Source organism: Yonghaparkia sp. Root332 (assembly GCF_001425665.1).
GTDB lineage: Bacteria > Actinomycetota > Actinomycetes > Actinomycetales > Microbacteriaceae > Microcella.
The window spans coordinates 428,243-443,080 of sequence record NZ_LMCX01000001.1; the positions used below are offsets into that span (position 1 = coordinate 428,243).

Consider the following 14,838-nt stretch of genomic DNA (forward strand, 5'->3'; position numbering starts at 1 on the left):
GGGGTGCGTCCCCCTGAACGGGGGTCAGAACGAACCATAAGCACAGAACGGTCGATGCACCTAGTGCTCACATGAGTGGTCACGCGCTGTTCACGTGCTCGATGGAGCGGGCGTCTCGCGGACGACCCCCGGTCGTCGGGCGCCCGTCACGGTACGGCGGCCGCGTGAACGCGCGACGACGCCGAGGTGAGCAGGGGGTGCCAGGATCATGGCATGCGCCGGATGCCCGGCCGCCCACCCCGTCCCCAGCCCCGGAGGTCCCATGCTCACGGTCGTGCTCGGCCTTGCCGGCGCTCTCGTCTACGGCGCGGCCGACTTCGTCGGGGGGCTCGCCGCGCGCCGCATCTCGGCGCTGCGGGTCACCGCGCTCGGCGCCGTATCGGGCGTCGTGCTCCTCATCGCGGGCGCGCTCGTCATCCCCGGCCGCTGGTCGGCCGAGGCGCTGCTGTGGGGCGGCATCTCCGGCCTGACCGGCGCCGTCGCGATCGCGCTGCTCTACGCGTGCCTCGCGATCGGTCCGATGAGCATCCTCTCGCCCCTGACGGCCGTGACCTCCGCGATCGTGCCGCTCACCTGGGGTCTCGCCACCGGGTCCGAGCTCGGTGCGCTCGCCTACCCCGCCTTCGCGCTCGCACTCGTGGCGGTCGTGCTCGTGGGCGTCGTACCGGGCGAGGGCGCCGTGCGTCCGACCGCGCGCGGCCTGATCATGGCGACGATCTCGGGCACGCTCATCGGCGCCTTCTACATCCTCATGGAGCAGACGCCCGTCGACAGCGGCCTCGTGCCCCTCATCGCCAACCGCGCCGTCAACGCGACGCTCATGGTGACGGTCATCGTGCTCCTCGCGATCGTCGCGGGGCAGAAGGGCATGGCGGCGGATGCCCGGCTCGCCGTGCTCGACGGAGCCCACGGCGCCCCGCACGCCCTCACCGCGCCGCGCGGCCCCGGCGACGCGGTGCGCGCGAGCGCGGCCGCCCTCCGGCGAGGGTGGCGCGGCGGCATCGTGCTCGGCCTGCTGTGCGGCGTCCTCGACGCGGGGGCGAACGTCATCGCGCTCGTGGGCCTGCGGCTGGGCGACCTGGAGGTCGTGTCGGTGCTCACCGCGCTGTACCCCGCCGGCACGATCCTGCTCGCGGCGCTCGTGCTGCGCGAGCGCATCGCTCGGCTGCAGTGGGTCGGGCTCGTGCTCGCTCTCGCGGCGAGCGCGATGCTCGCGGTGTCCTGAGCAGAGCATCCGCCCTCGAGGTCGCGTGCGGACGCGAACGGCCCGGCACCCCCTGAGGGGCCCGGGCCGTCGTGGCGAGGGTGCGGCTAGAGGGCCGCGAGCTCGTCGAGCAGACGGTCGCCCGCGCGCACCTCGTCGGTGCTCGCGACGATCTCGGCGCGGTCGAGGAGCTCCTCGAAGCGGCGGCGGCGCGGGCGCGTGATGAGCGTGACGACCGTGCCGACCTTGCCCGCGCGGCCCGTGCGGCCCGAGCGGTGCAGGTACGTCTTGTACTCGTCGGGCGCGTCGGCCTGGATGACGAGTGAGATGTCGTCGACGTGGATGCCGCGCGCGGCGACATCGGTCGCGACGAGCACGTTCACGCGACCGCTCGTGAGCTTGTCGAGGTTGCGCTGACGGTTGCGCTGGTTGAGGTCTCCGTGGAGGCTCGTCGCCGGAATGCCGGCGTCGTCGAGCTGCTCGGCGAGCTCCTCGGCGAACGCGCGCGTGCGGGCGAAGACGAGAGTCTTGCCGGCGCCCGAGGCGAGCTGCTCGATGACCGCGCGCTTGTCGCGCTGCTCGACGAGGAGCACCTTGTGGTCGATCGTCGAGGACTGCTGGTCCTCGCCGGCGACCTCGTAGACCGAGGGGTCGTGGAGGAACTCGGTGACGAGGTTCGCGACGCCCGAGTCGAGGGTCGCCGAGAACAGCAGCTTCTGGCCGCCGTCGGCGGTCTCGCGGAGGATGCGCTGCACGGGTTCGAGGAAGCCGAGCTCGCACATGTGGTCGGCCTCGTCGAGCACCGTGATGACGACCTCGCTCAGGTCGAGGCGGCCCTGCTGGATGAGGTCCTCGATGCGGCCGGGCGTGCCGATGATGATGTCGACGCCGCGCTGGAGGGCGCCGACCTGACGGCCCTGGGGAACACCGCCGTAGATCTGCGTCGTGAACAGGCCCACGCTGCGGGCGATGGGCTGGACGGTCGCGTCGATCTGCAGGGCGAGCTCGCGCGTCGGGGCGAGGATGAGCGCTCGCGGGTTGCGGCCGGGCTGACGACGACGGCCGCCGCCGTTCTCCATGAGCCGCTCGACGAGGGGCGCGCCGAACGCGATCGTCTTGCCGGAGCCCGTGCGACCGCGGCCGAGGACGTCGCGGCCGGCGAGCACGTCGGGGATCGTCGCCGCCTGGATCGGGAACGGGCTGTGGGCGCCGAGCTCGGCGAGGGTGCGGGCGATGTTGTCGCCGAGACCGAGGTCGCGGAAGGTCACGCCCTCGACGTCGGTCGCGAGCACGGCGTCGGCCGTGAGGCGCGCGAGCACGACGTCGTCCTGCGGCCCGGTGTGCTGGGCGCGGGTCGGATAGAACTCGGAATCGCGGCGGGCCGGGCGCTCGTCGCGGTCGAAGGAGCGCGCGGGGCGGGCGTCGCGGTCGAAGCGGTCGTTCGAGCGCACCGGACGCGCATCGCGAGCGAAGCGGTCGTTCGAGCGCGCGGGACGAGCGTCGCGATCGAACTCGCGGCGCGCCGGGCGCGCATCGCGGTCGAACGAGCGCGCGCCGCGATCGGCGTCGCGCGCCGGGCGCGCCGGGCGCGCCGTGCTCTCGGCGCCGCGGGGCCGCCACTCGGGCCGGTGAGCCGTGCGGCCCGTGCCCGTGCGGTCGACGTGCACGTCACGGCTGGGGCGACCCGTGCGGGCGCCGGCGCCGCGGCCGACGGTGCCGCTCCGCGGAGTCGAGCGGTCGAAGCGGTCGACGCGGTCGTTCGAGCGGGTCGGACGCGCATCCCGGTCGAAGCGGTCGGCCGAGCGCGCGGGACGCGCATCCCGGTCGAAGCGATCGTTCGAGCGCGCGGGGCGCTCGTCGCGGTCGACGGGGCGCGAGCGCTCGGGAGCGTGGCCGCGGTCGACGCGCTCGTCACGCGACCAGCGCGCCTTCTTGACCGGGGCATCCGCATCATCGGGGCGGTGGCCGCGGTGCTTGGGGCTGCGGGAACCGGCCGGAGCGGCGGTCGAGCGGGCAGGGGCGTGGGCGCGCGAGGGGCGGCCCTTGTTGTTCTGGGGCATGGTGCTTTCCGGGGTAGAGCAAGAAGCAGCGTCGACGCGACGGCGTCGTTCCCGGGCACTCATCGACCGGGCCGATACATCCTGAAATGGTGTATTCCGCGCCTTCTGGCGGGGAAACCGGCCCGGGAGACGCACACAATGGCACGCGGATCGCTCCGCGCCGTCTCCCAACCGACCCTTCAGCGTACCCGACGGGCTGGCTTAAGCCCAGGCCGCCCAGCGCTTACCCTGGTGACCACTGTGCCAGCCCGAGCCCTGCCCGCCTCCGCCGCGCGCGCGATCATCGCTGCGGCGGCCGTCGGCGCGCTCGCGGTCGGACTGCTCGCGGGCTGCGGCGCGACCGAGCAGGAGGCCGCGCGCGAGCAGGCGATCGCCGCGGCGGCGCCCGAGAGCGCGGTCTTCCCGCTGTCGGCGCAGCCCGAGGCGGAGATCACCGAGGACGTTCCGATCGCGAACTTCGGCGCGGGCGACGGCGTGAGCGTCGACGTGTGCCGGCCGGCGGACGGCGGCGCGACCGGCGGCGCCTCGACCGACGAGGCGCGCCCGGCGGTGCTCGCCGTCCACGGCGGCAGCTGGGCGCGCGGCGACAAGGCGCACCCGACGTGGCGCACGATCTGCCAGTGGCTCGCGAGCTCGGGCTTCGTCGGCGTCTCGGTCAACTACCGCCTCGCCCCGGCTCACCCCTACCCGGCCGCCGCCGACGACCTCACCGCCGCGATCGCGTGGGCGCAGGACGCGTCGACCGCGGCCGAGCACGGCATCGACCCCGAGTCGATCGCCCTCCTCGGCGGCAGCGCGGGCGGCAACCTCGTGTCGCTCGTCGGCCTGCGCAGCGCGAGCTCCGATCGCATCGACGCGGTGGATGCCGTGGTCACCCTCTCGGCCCCGCTCGACCTGACGGTCGGCTCGGCCGCCAATCCCGTCTTCGAGCAGTCGATGCTCGACTACCTCGGCTGCGCCGATCGTGCCGAGTGCCCGGCCGCGATCGAGGCCTCGCCGCAGTTCGCGATCGCGCCGGGCGGCCCCGACTTCCTCGTCGTGCACGGAACGGAGGAGGAGCTGATCCCGGTCGGGCAGGCGACGCCGTTCGCGCTCGCGCTGCGCGAGGCGGGCATCCGCGTCGAGCTGGACCTCATCGAGTCGTCCGCGCACTCGGTGGGCCTCCTCGACGACGCGCTCGCCGAGCGCATCGCGTCCTTCCTGCGCGAGCGCCTCCAGCCGGCCGCGGCCCTCGCGCTCGAGGAGCCCGGAGCCGAGGAGCCCGCGCCGTGAGCCTCGCCGTCGCCGCGGAGGCCCCGCGGCAGGCCGACGTCGAGCGCCTTCTGCGCGACGGCGAGGCCTACGCCCTCAGCCTGTACCCCGCCGACAGCTGCTACCTGATGTCGGTGGACGAGCTCGCGGGCGACGAGGTGACCGTCATCGTCGCCCGCGCCGAGGGCCGAGCCGTCGGCATGGCCGCCCTCGTCGACCGCGGCGACGGATCGGCCGAGCTCAAGAGGCTCTTCGTCGACGAGCGGGGCCGCGGCCGCGGTGTCGCCACGGCGATCATGGATGCCCTGGAGCACGCCGCGCGCGAGCGCGGGGTGCGCATCCTGCAGCTGGAGACCGGGCCGAAGCAGCTCGCGGCCATCGCGCTGTACGAGCGGCGCGGCTACGCCGTCATCGACGCGTTCGGGCCGTACGTCGGCGACGCGTTCAGCGTCTGCATGGAGAAGGATCTCTCGGCTCCTAGCACCTGAGCGGCGGCTGTGCCACCGATTGTCGGCGCTCGCTCGACCGGCGTACCGTGGCCGTCGCGCGAGATCAAGGGGCGATACCGCGTCCTCCCCGCCGCGAGCGGACGAGGGTCATCGAACGACTGCCGACGATGTCTCAGGGTCGATCATGCTTATTGCGAAACTGCACGTGAATCTCACCTCCTACGTACTGGACGAGAGCGTCGCCCTCGCCGAGCTCGCTCGCGACATCGAGAGCGCGGCCCGCTCCGGGGGCGCCTTCGTCCCCGTCCGCACCTGCGACGGCGTCGAGCGCTCGGTGCTCATCACTCCATCGGTGGTCGTCGAGATCGAACCGCTCGAGATGGCGGATGACGCCCACGCCGAGACCGCCGTCGAGCCCTCGGCCGTCACCGAGATCGGGACCGGCGACTGGGAGACCCACTCGGGCGAGCTGTCGACCTTCAGCGGACTCGAGCGATACGAGGCGCGGAGCCCGAGCTACTTCAGCTGGTGACCTCGGCCGCGTGGGCCCCTCGGTGCGCGCGCTTCTCCTCGCGGCGCTCCTTGGCTCCTTCGACGAGGTAGTAGAGCGCGGGCAGCACGACCAGCGTCAGCAGCGTCGACGACACGAGGCCGCCGATCACGATGATGGCGAGCGGCTGCGAGATGAACCCGCCCGAGCCGGTCAGGCCGAGGCCGAGCGGCAGGAGCGCGAAGATCGTCGCCGCGGCCGTCATGAGGATGGGGCGCAGTCGCCGCGAGGAGCCCTCGATGACCGCCTCCCGGGCTCGCATCCCCCGCTCGCGGTACTGATTGACGAGGTCGACGAGCACGATCGCGTTCGTCACGACGATGCCGATGAGCATGAGCACGCCGATGAGCGAGGGCACCCCGAGCGGGATGTCGGCGATGAGCTGCAGCGCGATCGCGCCGGTCGCGGCGAAGGGGATCGAGATGAGCAGCAGGAGCGGCTGGCGCAGCGACTTGAAGGTCGCGACCATGACGACGTAGACGATGAGGATCGCGGCGAGCAGCGCGAGCCCGAGCTGGCTGAACGCGTCGGCCTGCTGCGAGGTGACGCCGCCGAGCGAGGCGCTCGCGCTGTCGGGCAGCTCGAGCTCGTCGATCGCGGCCTGCACGACGGCCGAGGCCGACCCGACGTCGTCGGTGCCGGGCGTGATCGTGATCGTCGCGCTGCGGGTGCCGCGGATCGTGGTGATCGACGCCGGCCCGTCCTCCTGCTCGACGGTCGCGAGCTCGCTGAGCGGCACCGGCCCCGCCGCTGTCGGGATGGGGAAGTCGCGGAGCTCCTGGACGGTGGTCGGGGCATCCGGATTCGGGATGTAGATCGACAGGCTTCGCTCATCGATGACGACCGATCCGACCGAGGCCGGGAACATCGCGGCGGTCACGATGCCGCCGACCGCCACCTCGCTCAGGCCCAGCTCGGCGGCGCGGGCGCGGTCGACCTGGATCGCGAGGTAGGGCTGGGTGTCGGAGAGGTTGCTGCGCGCCTCGGCGGTCACGTCGAGGTCGCGGACCTCGTCGAGGACGGTCTGCGCGGCCGCCTCGAGGTCGTCCTGGCCCGCGGCGGTGATGTCGACCTCGATGTCGGAGGAGGCGAACCCGCCGCCCGCCGCCTGCACGCTCAGCTCGCCGACGCCGTCGAGGCCCTCGACCGCGTCGCGCACGTCCGCCTGCAGCTGCGTCTGGTCGACGTCGGGGTCGGTCGTGATCGAGTAGGTGATGTCGCTGCCGCCGCCGAACACGGCGCGGATCGACGCGCCGTCGGAGCCGATCGACGCCTGCACCGTCTCGATGCCATCGATGTCGGCGAGCGCGTCCTCCACGGTCGTCGCCGCCGCGTCGAGCGCGTCGAGGCTCGCGCCGTTGTCGAGCGACTGCGTCACCGTGAGCGTGTTCTGACCCGAGTCGCCGATGAAGTTGGTCTTGAGGTTCGTGGCGAGCGCACCCGTGCCGCCGAGCACGAGCACGGCGAGCAGGAGCGTCGCGACCGGTCGACGGAGCGTCCAGCGGATCACCGGCAGGTAGCCGCGCTGGAGGCGGGTCGGGCGGGCGGATTCCTCCTCGATGGAGGCGGGCCGGGCATCCGCCCCCTCGGCGACCGCCGTGACGTCCTTCGGCGCCCGCAGGAACCAGTACGAGAGCACCGGCACGATCGTGAGCGAGACGAACAGGGAGGCGGCGAGCGCGATCGCGGTCGTGAGGGCGAAGGGGCGGAACAGCTCGCCCGTGATGTCGCCGACGAGCGCGAGAGGCAGGAAGACGGCGATCGTGGTGACGGTGGATGCCGTGATCGCCGTCGCGACCTCCTTGACGCCGACGAGGATGGCGGTCTTCTTGTCCTCGCCGAGGCCGAGGTGCCTCTTGATGTTCTCGACGACCACGATCGAGTCGTCGACGACGCGGCCGATCGAGATCGTGAGCGCGCCGAGCGTGAGGATGTTGAGCGTGTACCCCGACGCCTGCATGCCGATGAAGGTCAGCAGCACGGAGGTCGGGATCGAGATGGCGGTCACGAGCGTCGAGCGGATCGACAGCAGGAAGACGAGGATCACGATCACGGCGAAGAACAGCCCGAGCAGGCCCTCGGTCGCGAGCGACTCGATCGACTTCTCGATGAACGGCGCCTGGTCGAAGACGATCGTGAACTCGGTGCCGTTCCCGATCGACTCGGCGATGGCCGGGAGCGCGGCCTGCACGGCGCGCGAGACGTCGACGGTGTTGCCCGCGGGGGTCTTCGTGACGCCGAGGGTCAGGGCGTCCTCGCCGTTGACGCGGCTGTAGCTCGTGACCGGGTCGCTCACGATCGCCACGTCGGCGACGTCGTCGATCGTCGTGATCGCGCCGTCGGCGGTCGGCTCGGCGCCTGGGAGGGGGAGTGCGGCGAGCTCGTCGGCGCTCTCGATGCGCACGCCGGACAGGACGGCGAGGGTGCGGTCGTCCTCGGTGATCGTGCCGGCGGGGAGGAGGACCCCGTTCGCGTCGAGCGCGTCGGTGATGTCGGCGTTCGTGAGTCCGCGCGCGGCGAGGGCCGCGGCATCCGGCGTGATCGTCACGCGGTCGCCCACGGCGCCCTGGACCGACACCTCGCGCACGCCTTCGAGGTCGGTGAGGTCGGTCACGGCCTGCTCCTCGAGCGCGTCGGCGAGGGCGCCGGGCTCGAGATCGCTCGTGACGGCGATCTGGAGGACGGGGAAGTCGTCGATCGAGCCGGTCAGCACCTGCGGCTCGACGTCGGCGGGCAGGTCGAGCCGGTTCACGGCGAGCTGAACGCGCTGCTCGGCGCGCGCGATGTCGGTGCCGAACGCGAACTGCGCCGAGACGACCGAGAAGCCGGTGCTCGAGGTCGCATTGGAGGCCTCGAGCCCGGCGACGCCCTGGATGGCGGTCTCGATCGGGGTCGAGACGTCCTGCTCGACGATCGCGGGGGCCGCGCCCTGGTACTGCGTGAGGACGATGACCTGCGGGAAGCTGACGGAGGGGATGAGCTCCTGCTTGAGGCTCGTCAGCGCGATCCCGCCGAAGAGGCCGACGACGATGGTGACGAGCGCGATGAGGGCTCGGTTGCGAAGGCTGAACACCGACAGCAGATGCACGGAGGACTCCGGTCAGGAAGGATTCGCCGACGTCGGCGCGGGGTGTGAACGCTGGCCAGCATCCCAGCGTTCGCTGTGCGTTCGCAAAGCGAGGGATGCACGGGGCCCTCGAATGTGACCGATCGGTCAGGACGCCCGCGGGGCGTTCGCGCGCTGCGTGCATGACGTCGCGCGTCGCCCCGAGTTGTCCGACTGGCGACTTCACGATGGACTGAGCGCATGACCATCGCGCGCGCCGGCTCGACGCGCACCGCCGTCCGCCGCTGGGCGCAGCTGCTGCTCGGGCTGTTCCTGTACGGCACCGCGGTCGCGCTGATGATCCGCGCCGAGATCGGGCTCGACCCCTGGACGGTCTTCGCGCAGGGCATCGAGGTGCAGACGGGCTGGTCGATCGGCGTCGTGGTCGTGCTCATCGGCCTCGGCGTGCTGCTGCTGTGGATCCCCCTCCGGCAGCGACCCGGAATCGGGACGGTGCTCAACGTCCTGCTCATCGGCCCCGTCATGGACCTCGCTCTGCTCGTCGTGCGGACTCCCGAGCCGCTGTGGGCGCGCATCCTCCTCTTCGCGGGCGGGCTCCTGCTGCTGGCGATCGCGACGGGCCTCTACATCGGGGCGCGCTTCGGCCCCGGCCCGCGCGACGGGCTCATGACCGGAGCCCATGCGCGCTTCGGCTGGGCGATCTGGAAGGTTCGGACGGGCGTCGAGCTCACCGTGCTCGGCATCGGCTGGCTGCTCGGCGGCACCGTCGGGTTCGGCACCGTCGCGTTCGCGCTGCTCATCGGGCCCATGGTCGGGCAGACGCTCCCGCGGCTGCGCGTGCCCGAGGCCGTCGACTCCGCCGGCGCGGGGACGGCCCCGGGCGCGACCGACGCCGACACCGACGAGGCGCCGACGGGCGGCTAGAGCTCGCGCTCGGCGTAGATGCGCATCGCGTCGCGCACGAACTCCGCGCCCTCCAGCCCGCCGTAGTGCTCGGCGAAGCGCGGGTCGGCGACGTACATGTCGCCGAGCCCGAGGTAGGCGTCAGTGCCCGGAGGGGTGCCGCCCCACCCGGCGCGCACCCATGCCCAGTGCCGGGCGGTGAGAGCCTGCACCTCGTCGGCGTCGGGGGCGAGGGCGGATGCGCGGGCATCCGCGAAGCCCTGCTGGATGGCGGCGGCCTCCGCCTGGAAGGCGGCGCGGCCGTCGTCCCCGAGCTCGCGCCACCAGCGGTCGCTGCGGGCGTAGGCGTCGGCGCCCCAGCGCTGCTCGACCTCCTCGCGGTAGCGCGTGTGGTCGAAGCCGTCGAGCGATTCGTCGGGCATGAGCGGTTCCTCTCTCTCGAGCTTCGCGATCGTCGTCATGACGCTCGCGATCTGGCGGTCGATGCGCTCGCGCTCGCGGCGCAGCCATTGCAGGTGCGTCGCGAGAGCGCGGGCGTCGTCGTCGTCACCGGCGAGCACGTCGGCGATCGCCGGGAGGCCGAGGCCGAGCTCGCGCAGCAGCAGGATGCGCTGCAGGCGCGTGAGCGCGGCCTCGTCGTAGTAGCGGTAGCCGTTCGCCGCGCGGCCCGCCGGGGCGAGCAGACCAAGCTGCTCGTAGTGGCGCAGCGTTCGGCTCGTCGTGCCGGCGAGGCGGGCGATGCGCTGGATCGACCAGGTCATGCTCCGACGGTAGAGGTTGACGTCGCGTCAAGGTCAAGGCTTGTCGCGAAGAATCGCTTGCGCCGCGATCGAAACGCGATATATCGTGATCGCGAAAGACGCGATATATCGCGATTCGCGCATCCGCAGAAGGAGCATGCCATGGCGCAGGAGACCTGGATCGTCACCGAACCGACCGTCATCGACCTCGAGGGCATCCGCCGGCTCAAGGTGAGCCTCATCGCCGGGCAGGTCGACATCGTCGCCCACGACGAGCCCGGCGCGCGCGTCGAGGTGCACGGCGTCAGCGGGCGCGACCTCAAGATCTCGGTCGAGGGCGGAACGCTCATCGTCGACCACCCGCAGCTGCGATGGGAGAACTGGCTCGACACGTTCCGCGCATTCCGCGGGCGGGCGCGGGCCGAGGTCTCCATACTCGTGCCGCGGACGACCGCCCTCACCTTCGGCGTCGTCACCGCCAACGCGATCATCAGCGGACTGCACGACGACGCGAGCATCAGCACCGTGAGCGGCGACATCGTCGTCGACGGCGTCGTCGGCGACCTCCAGCTGCAGAACGTGAGCGGCGAGATCGCCGTGCGCGGGCACCACGGCGACGTCACCGCCCACACCGTCAGCGGCGACGTGACCGTGAGCGGCGAAGTGTTCCGCTTCTCGTGCGACGGGGTCTCGGGCGCCGTGCTGCTCGACCTGTACGGCCGCCCCGACCGCATCGTCAACAAGAGCGTGAGCGGCGACCTCACCGTGCGCCTCGACGCCGGCGCCCCCGCGCAGTACACCGTCAACACCGTCGTAGGCTCGCTGCAGCTCGACGACACGCAGATCACCGGCGTCAAGGGGCAGTACTCGAGCCGCTACGGCGAGCTCGCCGGCTCGTTCACCGAGGTGCGCGCGAGCAGCGTCTCCGGCGACGTCTCGGTCGTGCACACCGAGCGCGCCTCCGCGGACGCCTCGTGACGCCCGCCGTCTTCGGCCACGGGCACCTGCGCCTCTACCTCCTGCACGTGCTCGCCGAGCGGCCGATGCACGGGTACGAGATCATCCAGGCGCTCTCCGACCGCTTCGGCGGCGCCTACGTGCCCTCGGCCGGGACCGTCTACCCTCGGCTCGGCAAGCTCGAGGCCGACGGGCTCGTCTCGCGGCTCGCCGACGGCAGGCGCACGATCTACTCGCTCACCCCAGAGGGGCGCGCCGAGCTCGCCGCCCGGTCGGCCGAGCTGGACGACATCGAGGCGGGGGTCGGCGACTCGGTGCGCCGGCTCGCGGACGAGGTGCGGGCATCCGTCGGCGAGGCGATGACGTCGCTGCGGGCGGAGCTCGCCGCGGCGACGCGCGAGGCCCGCGACGAGGCGCGCGCGACCGGCCGCCGGGTCGACGAGGCCGTCAGCGTCGTGCGGGGCGAAGGGCGCGAGCGGCTGCACCGGGCCGAGTCGGCGATCGCGAGCGCGCGGCTCGACCTGCGCACCGAGCTGCGCCGCGCCGCGGGCGACGACCGGCTGAGCGAGGAGGTCGTGTCGCTCGTCGAGCAGCGGCTGCGCGATCTGACCGACGAGGTGCGGGCGGCGCTGCGGCGGTAGGCATGTCGGCTAGTCCGACGGCGCGGGGCCGCGCAGGGCCGTGCGCCCCGGCGCTAGGTTGAGGGCGTGGGCCAGGGTTCGGGCGAGGGCGGAGCGACGACGGCGTCGACCGCGCGCCTTCCACGATCGCCGGCCGGAGCGCTGAGCCCCGCCGTTCTCGGGGCCGTCGCGGCGGGCGGCGCGCTCGGCACGCTCCTGCGGGCGGCGCTGGATGCGGCCATGCCCAACGCCGCCACGGGTTTCGCCGCGAGCACGCTCCTCGTCAACGTGATCGGGGCCGCCGGGCTCGGGGTGCTCGTCGGCTGGGCGTCGCCGCGCGTCCCCGGATGGGCCCGCGCGGGGCTCGGCGCCGGCCTGCTCGGATCGTTCACCACGTACTCCGCCTTCGCGGTGTCGGTCGTCCTGCTGGCCGAGGGCGGTCGTCTCCCGGGGGCCGTCATGAGCGTCGCGCTCACCCTGGTGCTCGGGCTCGGCGCCGCCGTCGCCGGGCACGTCATCGGCGAGCGGCTCGCGCGCGGACCCCGGGGCGCGGCCGACCCCTGGCCGGAGGTCGACGAGTGATCGGGGCGATGCCGGCTCTCGCCGTGCTCGCTCTCGCGGGGGCGGGCGCGGTCGGAGCCCTGCTGCGCTACCTCGTGGGAGTCGCGCTGCCCGCGCGCCGCGCGCTGCCGTGGGGCGTCCTCCTCGTCAACCTCGTCGGGTCGTTCGTCGCGGGGATCGGCCTCGCCGCGGTCGACGACCCCGTGCTGCGGCTCGCGATCGTCACCGGGTTCTGCGGCGGGCTCACGACCTTCTCGACGCACGCGGTCGACACCGTGCGGCTCGCGCTGGGCGAGATCGGGGTCGACGGCGCGCACGGTCGGGCGGCCGCGGCGCGCTGGACGGTCGCGGCCGCGAACGTCGTGCTGACGCTCGTGCTCGCGCTCGCCGCCGTGCTCGCCGGCGCCGCTGCGGGCGCGTCGCTGCTCGGCGGCTGAGGGTGCCTAGCCCTTCTCGGCGCCCGCCGTCGTGTTCATGATCCGGCGCTGGAAGATGAAGAACAGCACGGCGACCGGGATGGTCATGAGCACCGCCGCCGCGAGCTGAAGCGGGTACTGGTTGCCGGAGCCCAGCTGGCCGGAGACGAGCGAGGCGACACCGGTCGTGAGCGTGTTCAGCTCGGGGCTCTGCCGCGACACGATGAAGTGGCCGAGCTCGTTCCACGACCCCTGGAACGACAGGATGAACAGCGTCACGAGCGCCGGCCGCGCCATCGGCAGGACGATCGTCCAGAACACCCGGAAGGTGCTCGCGCCGTCGATGCGCGCCGCCTCTTCGATGCTCACCGGGATCGAGTCGAAGAACTGCTTCATGATGAACACGCCCGCGGCCGTCGACAGCAGCGGGATGATCATGCCGCCGTAGGTGTCGTAGAGCCCGAGCTGCTGCAGGATCAGGAAGCGCGGGATGAGCAGGACGACGCCCGGCACCGACAGGATCGCGATGAAGGCGACGAACACCGCGGTGCGCCCGCGGAACTGCAGCCGCGAGAGCGCGTACCCGGCGAGGGAGTCGAAGAACACGCGGCCCACGGTCACGACGACCGAGACGAGCAGCGTGTTGCCCGCCCAGAGCGGGAAGGGCACGTCGCCGAAGAGCCGCTCGTACGCGGCGAAGGTGATCGTGTCGGGGATGATCGACAGCGCGTTCTGCGTCGCCTCCGCGTCGGTCTTGAACGATGCCGATATCGAGATCAGGAACGGGTAGATGTAGATGAGCGCGAGCCCGATGAGGATCAGGTAGCCGAGCAGCATGTTCGCCCGGGCGCGGCCGCCGATCTGCTTCTTCCGCCGGAAGGAGCGTTCAGGGGTGCGGATGCTCGTCCCGCCCGTCCCGCCGGTGGCAGGTGTCACGGCCGCGGTCATCGGAGCCCCCCGGAGGTCGAGTCGTTCGCGGCGATCTTCTCGGTCGCCGCCACCCGGTTGCGCTTCCGCGGCGTCCGCTCCGTGAGCACCCAGCGCTGCACGAGGGTGAGCAGGATGATGAAGAGGAAGAGGATGAACGCGATCGCGGCTCCCTGGCCCCACTGCAGGTCGACGAACGAGCTGCGGTAGGCGAGGAAGGCGGGGGTGGAGATCGTGCCGCCGGCGCTGCCGCCGCCGATGACGTAGATCTGGTCGAAGACCTGCCAGGAGCCGATGAGCCCGAGGGTCAGGACGGTGAAGAGCGTCGGCCGGAGCATCGGGACGGTCACGGAGAAGAACTTCCGGAACGGGCCGGCCCCGTCCATGAGCGTCGCCTCGTCGATCTCCGATCCGATGCTCTGCAGGGCGGCGAGGAACAGGAGCATGAAGGTGCCCGAGGTCGTGAAGATGGCCAGGATGATGAGCGAGGTCATCGCGACCGAGGGGCCGGCGATCCACTCCCAGCCCGAGATGCCGAGGAAGCCCGGCTCGGCGAGCGCCGCCGGCGGCTGCGTGATCCCGAACGCCGACAGCAGCCCGTGGATGAGCCCGGTGGAGTCGTTGAACCAGTCGGGCCCGCTGATGCCGAGCGCGCCGATCGCGGCGTTGACCGCGCCGGACGCGGTGAAGAGGAACTGGAACACGACGACGATCGCGACCGTGCTCGTGACGGAGGGGAAGTAGAAGGCGGTGCGGAAGAAGCCGCGCCCGCGCAGCGCTGCGCGATTGACCTGCACGGCGAGCAGCAGCGAGATGATCGTCTGCAGCGGCACGACGAGCAGCACGTAGTAGAGGTTGTTGCGCACGGCGGTGCCGAAGTTGCGCTGATCGAGGCCGTCCTCGACCGTGATCGCCGCGTAGTTCTCGAGCCCGACGAAGTTGACGCGCGGGTTGAGCGGCGACTGGAAGCCGTTCCAGTCGCTCATGCTGACCCAGAGCGCGAGCGCGATCGGGATCACCAGGAAGACGGCGGTGATGAGCACGGCGGGGGTGACGAAGAGCCACCCCGCGCGGGCCTCGCCGCGGCGGATTCCTCCGCCGCGACGAGGCCGTGGTGCGGCGTTGACGGCCAC

At 72.4% G+C, this 14,838-nt stretch carries 14 protein-coding genes; 9 read left to right on the forward strand and 5 right to left on the reverse strand.

Annotated elements, in window-relative coordinates; translation table 11 throughout:
- Positions 1–262 precede the first annotated feature (262 nt).
- On the forward strand, positions 263–1,225 hold the full coding sequence (locus ASC54_RS02025) for an EamA family transporter (protein WP_055857956.1): 963 nt from the start codon (positions 263–265) through the stop codon (positions 1,223–1,225).
- Between the two features lie 86 nt (positions 1,226–1,311).
- Here the strand turns inward: ASC54_RS02025 and ASC54_RS02030 are convergent, their stop codons facing one another.
- Positions 1,312–3,264 (reverse strand): DEAD/DEAH box helicase, encoded by a 1,953-nt coding sequence (locus tag ASC54_RS02030; protein WP_055896369.1) that lies wholly within the window; start codon positions 3,262–3,264, stop codon positions 1,312–1,314.
- 240 nt (positions 3,265–3,504) lie between these two features.
- Here ASC54_RS02030 and ASC54_RS02035 point away from each other — a divergent pair, with 240 nt between their 5' ends.
- The 3 genes from ASC54_RS02035 to ASC54_RS02045 all read left to right on the forward strand — a co-directional run bounded on the left by ASC54_RS02035 (position 3,505) and on the right by ASC54_RS02045 (position 5,496).
- On the forward strand, positions 3,505–4,536 hold the full coding sequence (locus ASC54_RS02035) for an alpha/beta hydrolase (RefSeq protein ID WP_055857949.1): 1,032 nt from the start codon (positions 3,505–3,507) through the stop codon (positions 4,534–4,536).
- Positions 4,533–5,003 carry a GNAT family N-acetyltransferase gene (locus tag ASC54_RS02040; RefSeq protein ID WP_055896372.1) on the forward strand — a complete coding sequence of 157 codons (471 nt, stop codon included), beginning with the start codon at positions 4,533–4,535 and terminating at the stop codon, positions 5,001–5,003. The genes ASC54_RS02035 and ASC54_RS02040 overlap by 4 nt, the downstream gene beginning before the upstream one ends.
- A gap of 166 nt (positions 5,004–5,169) precedes the next feature.
- Positions 5,170–5,496 carry a hypothetical protein gene (locus ASC54_RS02045; RefSeq protein WP_055896376.1) on the forward strand — a complete coding sequence of 109 codons (327 nt, stop codon included), beginning with the start codon at positions 5,170–5,172 and terminating at the stop codon, positions 5,494–5,496.
- Here the strand turns inward: ASC54_RS02045 and ASC54_RS02050 are convergent.
- Positions 5,486–8,602, reverse strand: coding sequence for an efflux RND transporter permease subunit (locus ASC54_RS02050; RefSeq protein ID WP_055896379.1), 3,117 nt, complete (start codon positions 8,600–8,602; stop codon positions 5,486–5,488). The genes ASC54_RS02045 and ASC54_RS02050 overlap by 11 nt on opposite strands.
- A gap of 219 nt (positions 8,603–8,821) precedes the next feature.
- Between ASC54_RS02050 and ASC54_RS02055 the strand changes: the two genes are divergently transcribed.
- Positions 8,822–9,505: a YitT family protein gene (locus ASC54_RS02055; RefSeq protein ID WP_055857942.1), complete on the forward strand. Its 684-nt coding sequence runs from the start codon at positions 8,822–8,824 to the stop codon at positions 9,503–9,505.
- Here ASC54_RS02055 and ASC54_RS02060 read toward each other — a convergent pair.
- Positions 9,502–10,245 (reverse strand): MerR family transcriptional regulator, encoded by a 744-nt coding sequence (locus ASC54_RS02060; protein WP_055857939.1) that lies wholly within the window; start codon positions 10,243–10,245, stop codon positions 9,502–9,504. The two genes, ASC54_RS02055 and ASC54_RS02060, sit on opposite strands and share 4 nt — an antisense overlap.
- 141 nt (positions 10,246–10,386) lie before the next feature.
- Here ASC54_RS02060 and ASC54_RS02065 point away from each other — a divergent pair, with 141 nt between their 5' ends.
- From ASC54_RS02065 to ASC54_RS02080, 4 genes are all read left to right on the forward strand, one after another.
- Positions 10,387–11,202: a DUF4097 family beta strand repeat-containing protein gene (locus ASC54_RS02065; protein WP_055896380.1), complete on the forward strand. Its 816-nt coding sequence runs from the start codon at positions 10,387–10,389 to the stop codon at positions 11,200–11,202.
- Positions 11,199–11,822, forward strand: coding sequence for a helix-turn-helix transcriptional regulator (locus ASC54_RS02070; protein WP_055896382.1), 624 nt, complete (start codon positions 11,199–11,201; stop codon positions 11,820–11,822). Before ASC54_RS02065 ends, ASC54_RS02070 begins: the two co-directional genes overlap by 4 nt.
- Before the next feature lie 66 nt (positions 11,823–11,888).
- On the forward strand, positions 11,889–12,383 hold the full coding sequence (locus ASC54_RS02075; RefSeq protein ID WP_235451363.1) for a CrcB family protein: 495 nt from the start codon (positions 11,889–11,891) through the stop codon (positions 12,381–12,383).
- Between the two features lie 8 nt (positions 12,384–12,391).
- Positions 12,392–12,799: a CrcB family protein gene (locus tag ASC54_RS02080; protein ID WP_082514934.1), complete on the forward strand. Its 408-nt coding sequence runs from the start codon at positions 12,392–12,394 to the stop codon at positions 12,797–12,799.
- Between the two features lie 6 nt (positions 12,800–12,805).
- Here the strand turns inward: ASC54_RS02080 and ASC54_RS02085 are convergent, their stop codons facing one another.
- Positions 12,806–13,726 carry a carbohydrate ABC transporter permease gene (locus ASC54_RS02085; RefSeq protein ID WP_055896385.1) on the reverse strand — a complete coding sequence of 307 codons (921 nt, stop codon included), beginning with the start codon at positions 13,724–13,726 and terminating at the stop codon, positions 12,806–12,808.
- Complete coding sequence (locus ASC54_RS02090) at positions 13,723–14,838, reverse strand: carbohydrate ABC transporter permease (RefSeq protein ID WP_055857932.1); 1,116 nt, start codon at positions 14,836–14,838, stop codon at positions 13,723–13,725. Before ASC54_RS02090 ends, ASC54_RS02085 begins: the two co-directional genes overlap by 4 nt.

Bases quoted from the DNA above. Each gene is read 5' to 3' on its own strand.
- ASC54_RS02065 (WP_055896380.1), top strand. From the start codon at position 10,387: ATGGCGCAGGAGACCTGGATCGTCACCGAACCGACCGTCATCGACCTC.
- ASC54_RS02025 (WP_055857956.1), top strand. From the start codon at position 263: ATGCTCACGGTCGTGCTCGGCCTTGCCGGCGCTCTCGTCTACGGCGCG.
- ASC54_RS02055 (WP_055857942.1), top strand. From the start codon at position 8,822: ATGACCATCGCGCGCGCCGGCTCGACGCGCACCGCCGTCCGCCGCTGG.
- ASC54_RS02080 (WP_082514934.1), top strand. From the start codon at position 12,392: ATGCCGGCTCTCGCCGTGCTCGCTCTCGCGGGGGCGGGCGCGGTCGGA.
- ASC54_RS02030 (WP_055896369.1), bottom strand. From the start codon at position 3,264: ATGCCCCAGAACAACAAGGGCCGCCCCTCGCGCGCCCACGCCCCTGCC.
- ASC54_RS02085 (WP_055896385.1), bottom strand. From the start codon at position 13,726: ATGACCGCGGCCGTGACACCTGCCACCGGCGGGACGGGCGGGACGAGC.
- ASC54_RS02060 (WP_055857939.1), bottom strand. From the start codon at position 10,245: ATGACCTGGTCGATCCAGCGCATCGCCCGCCTCGCCGGCACGACGAGC.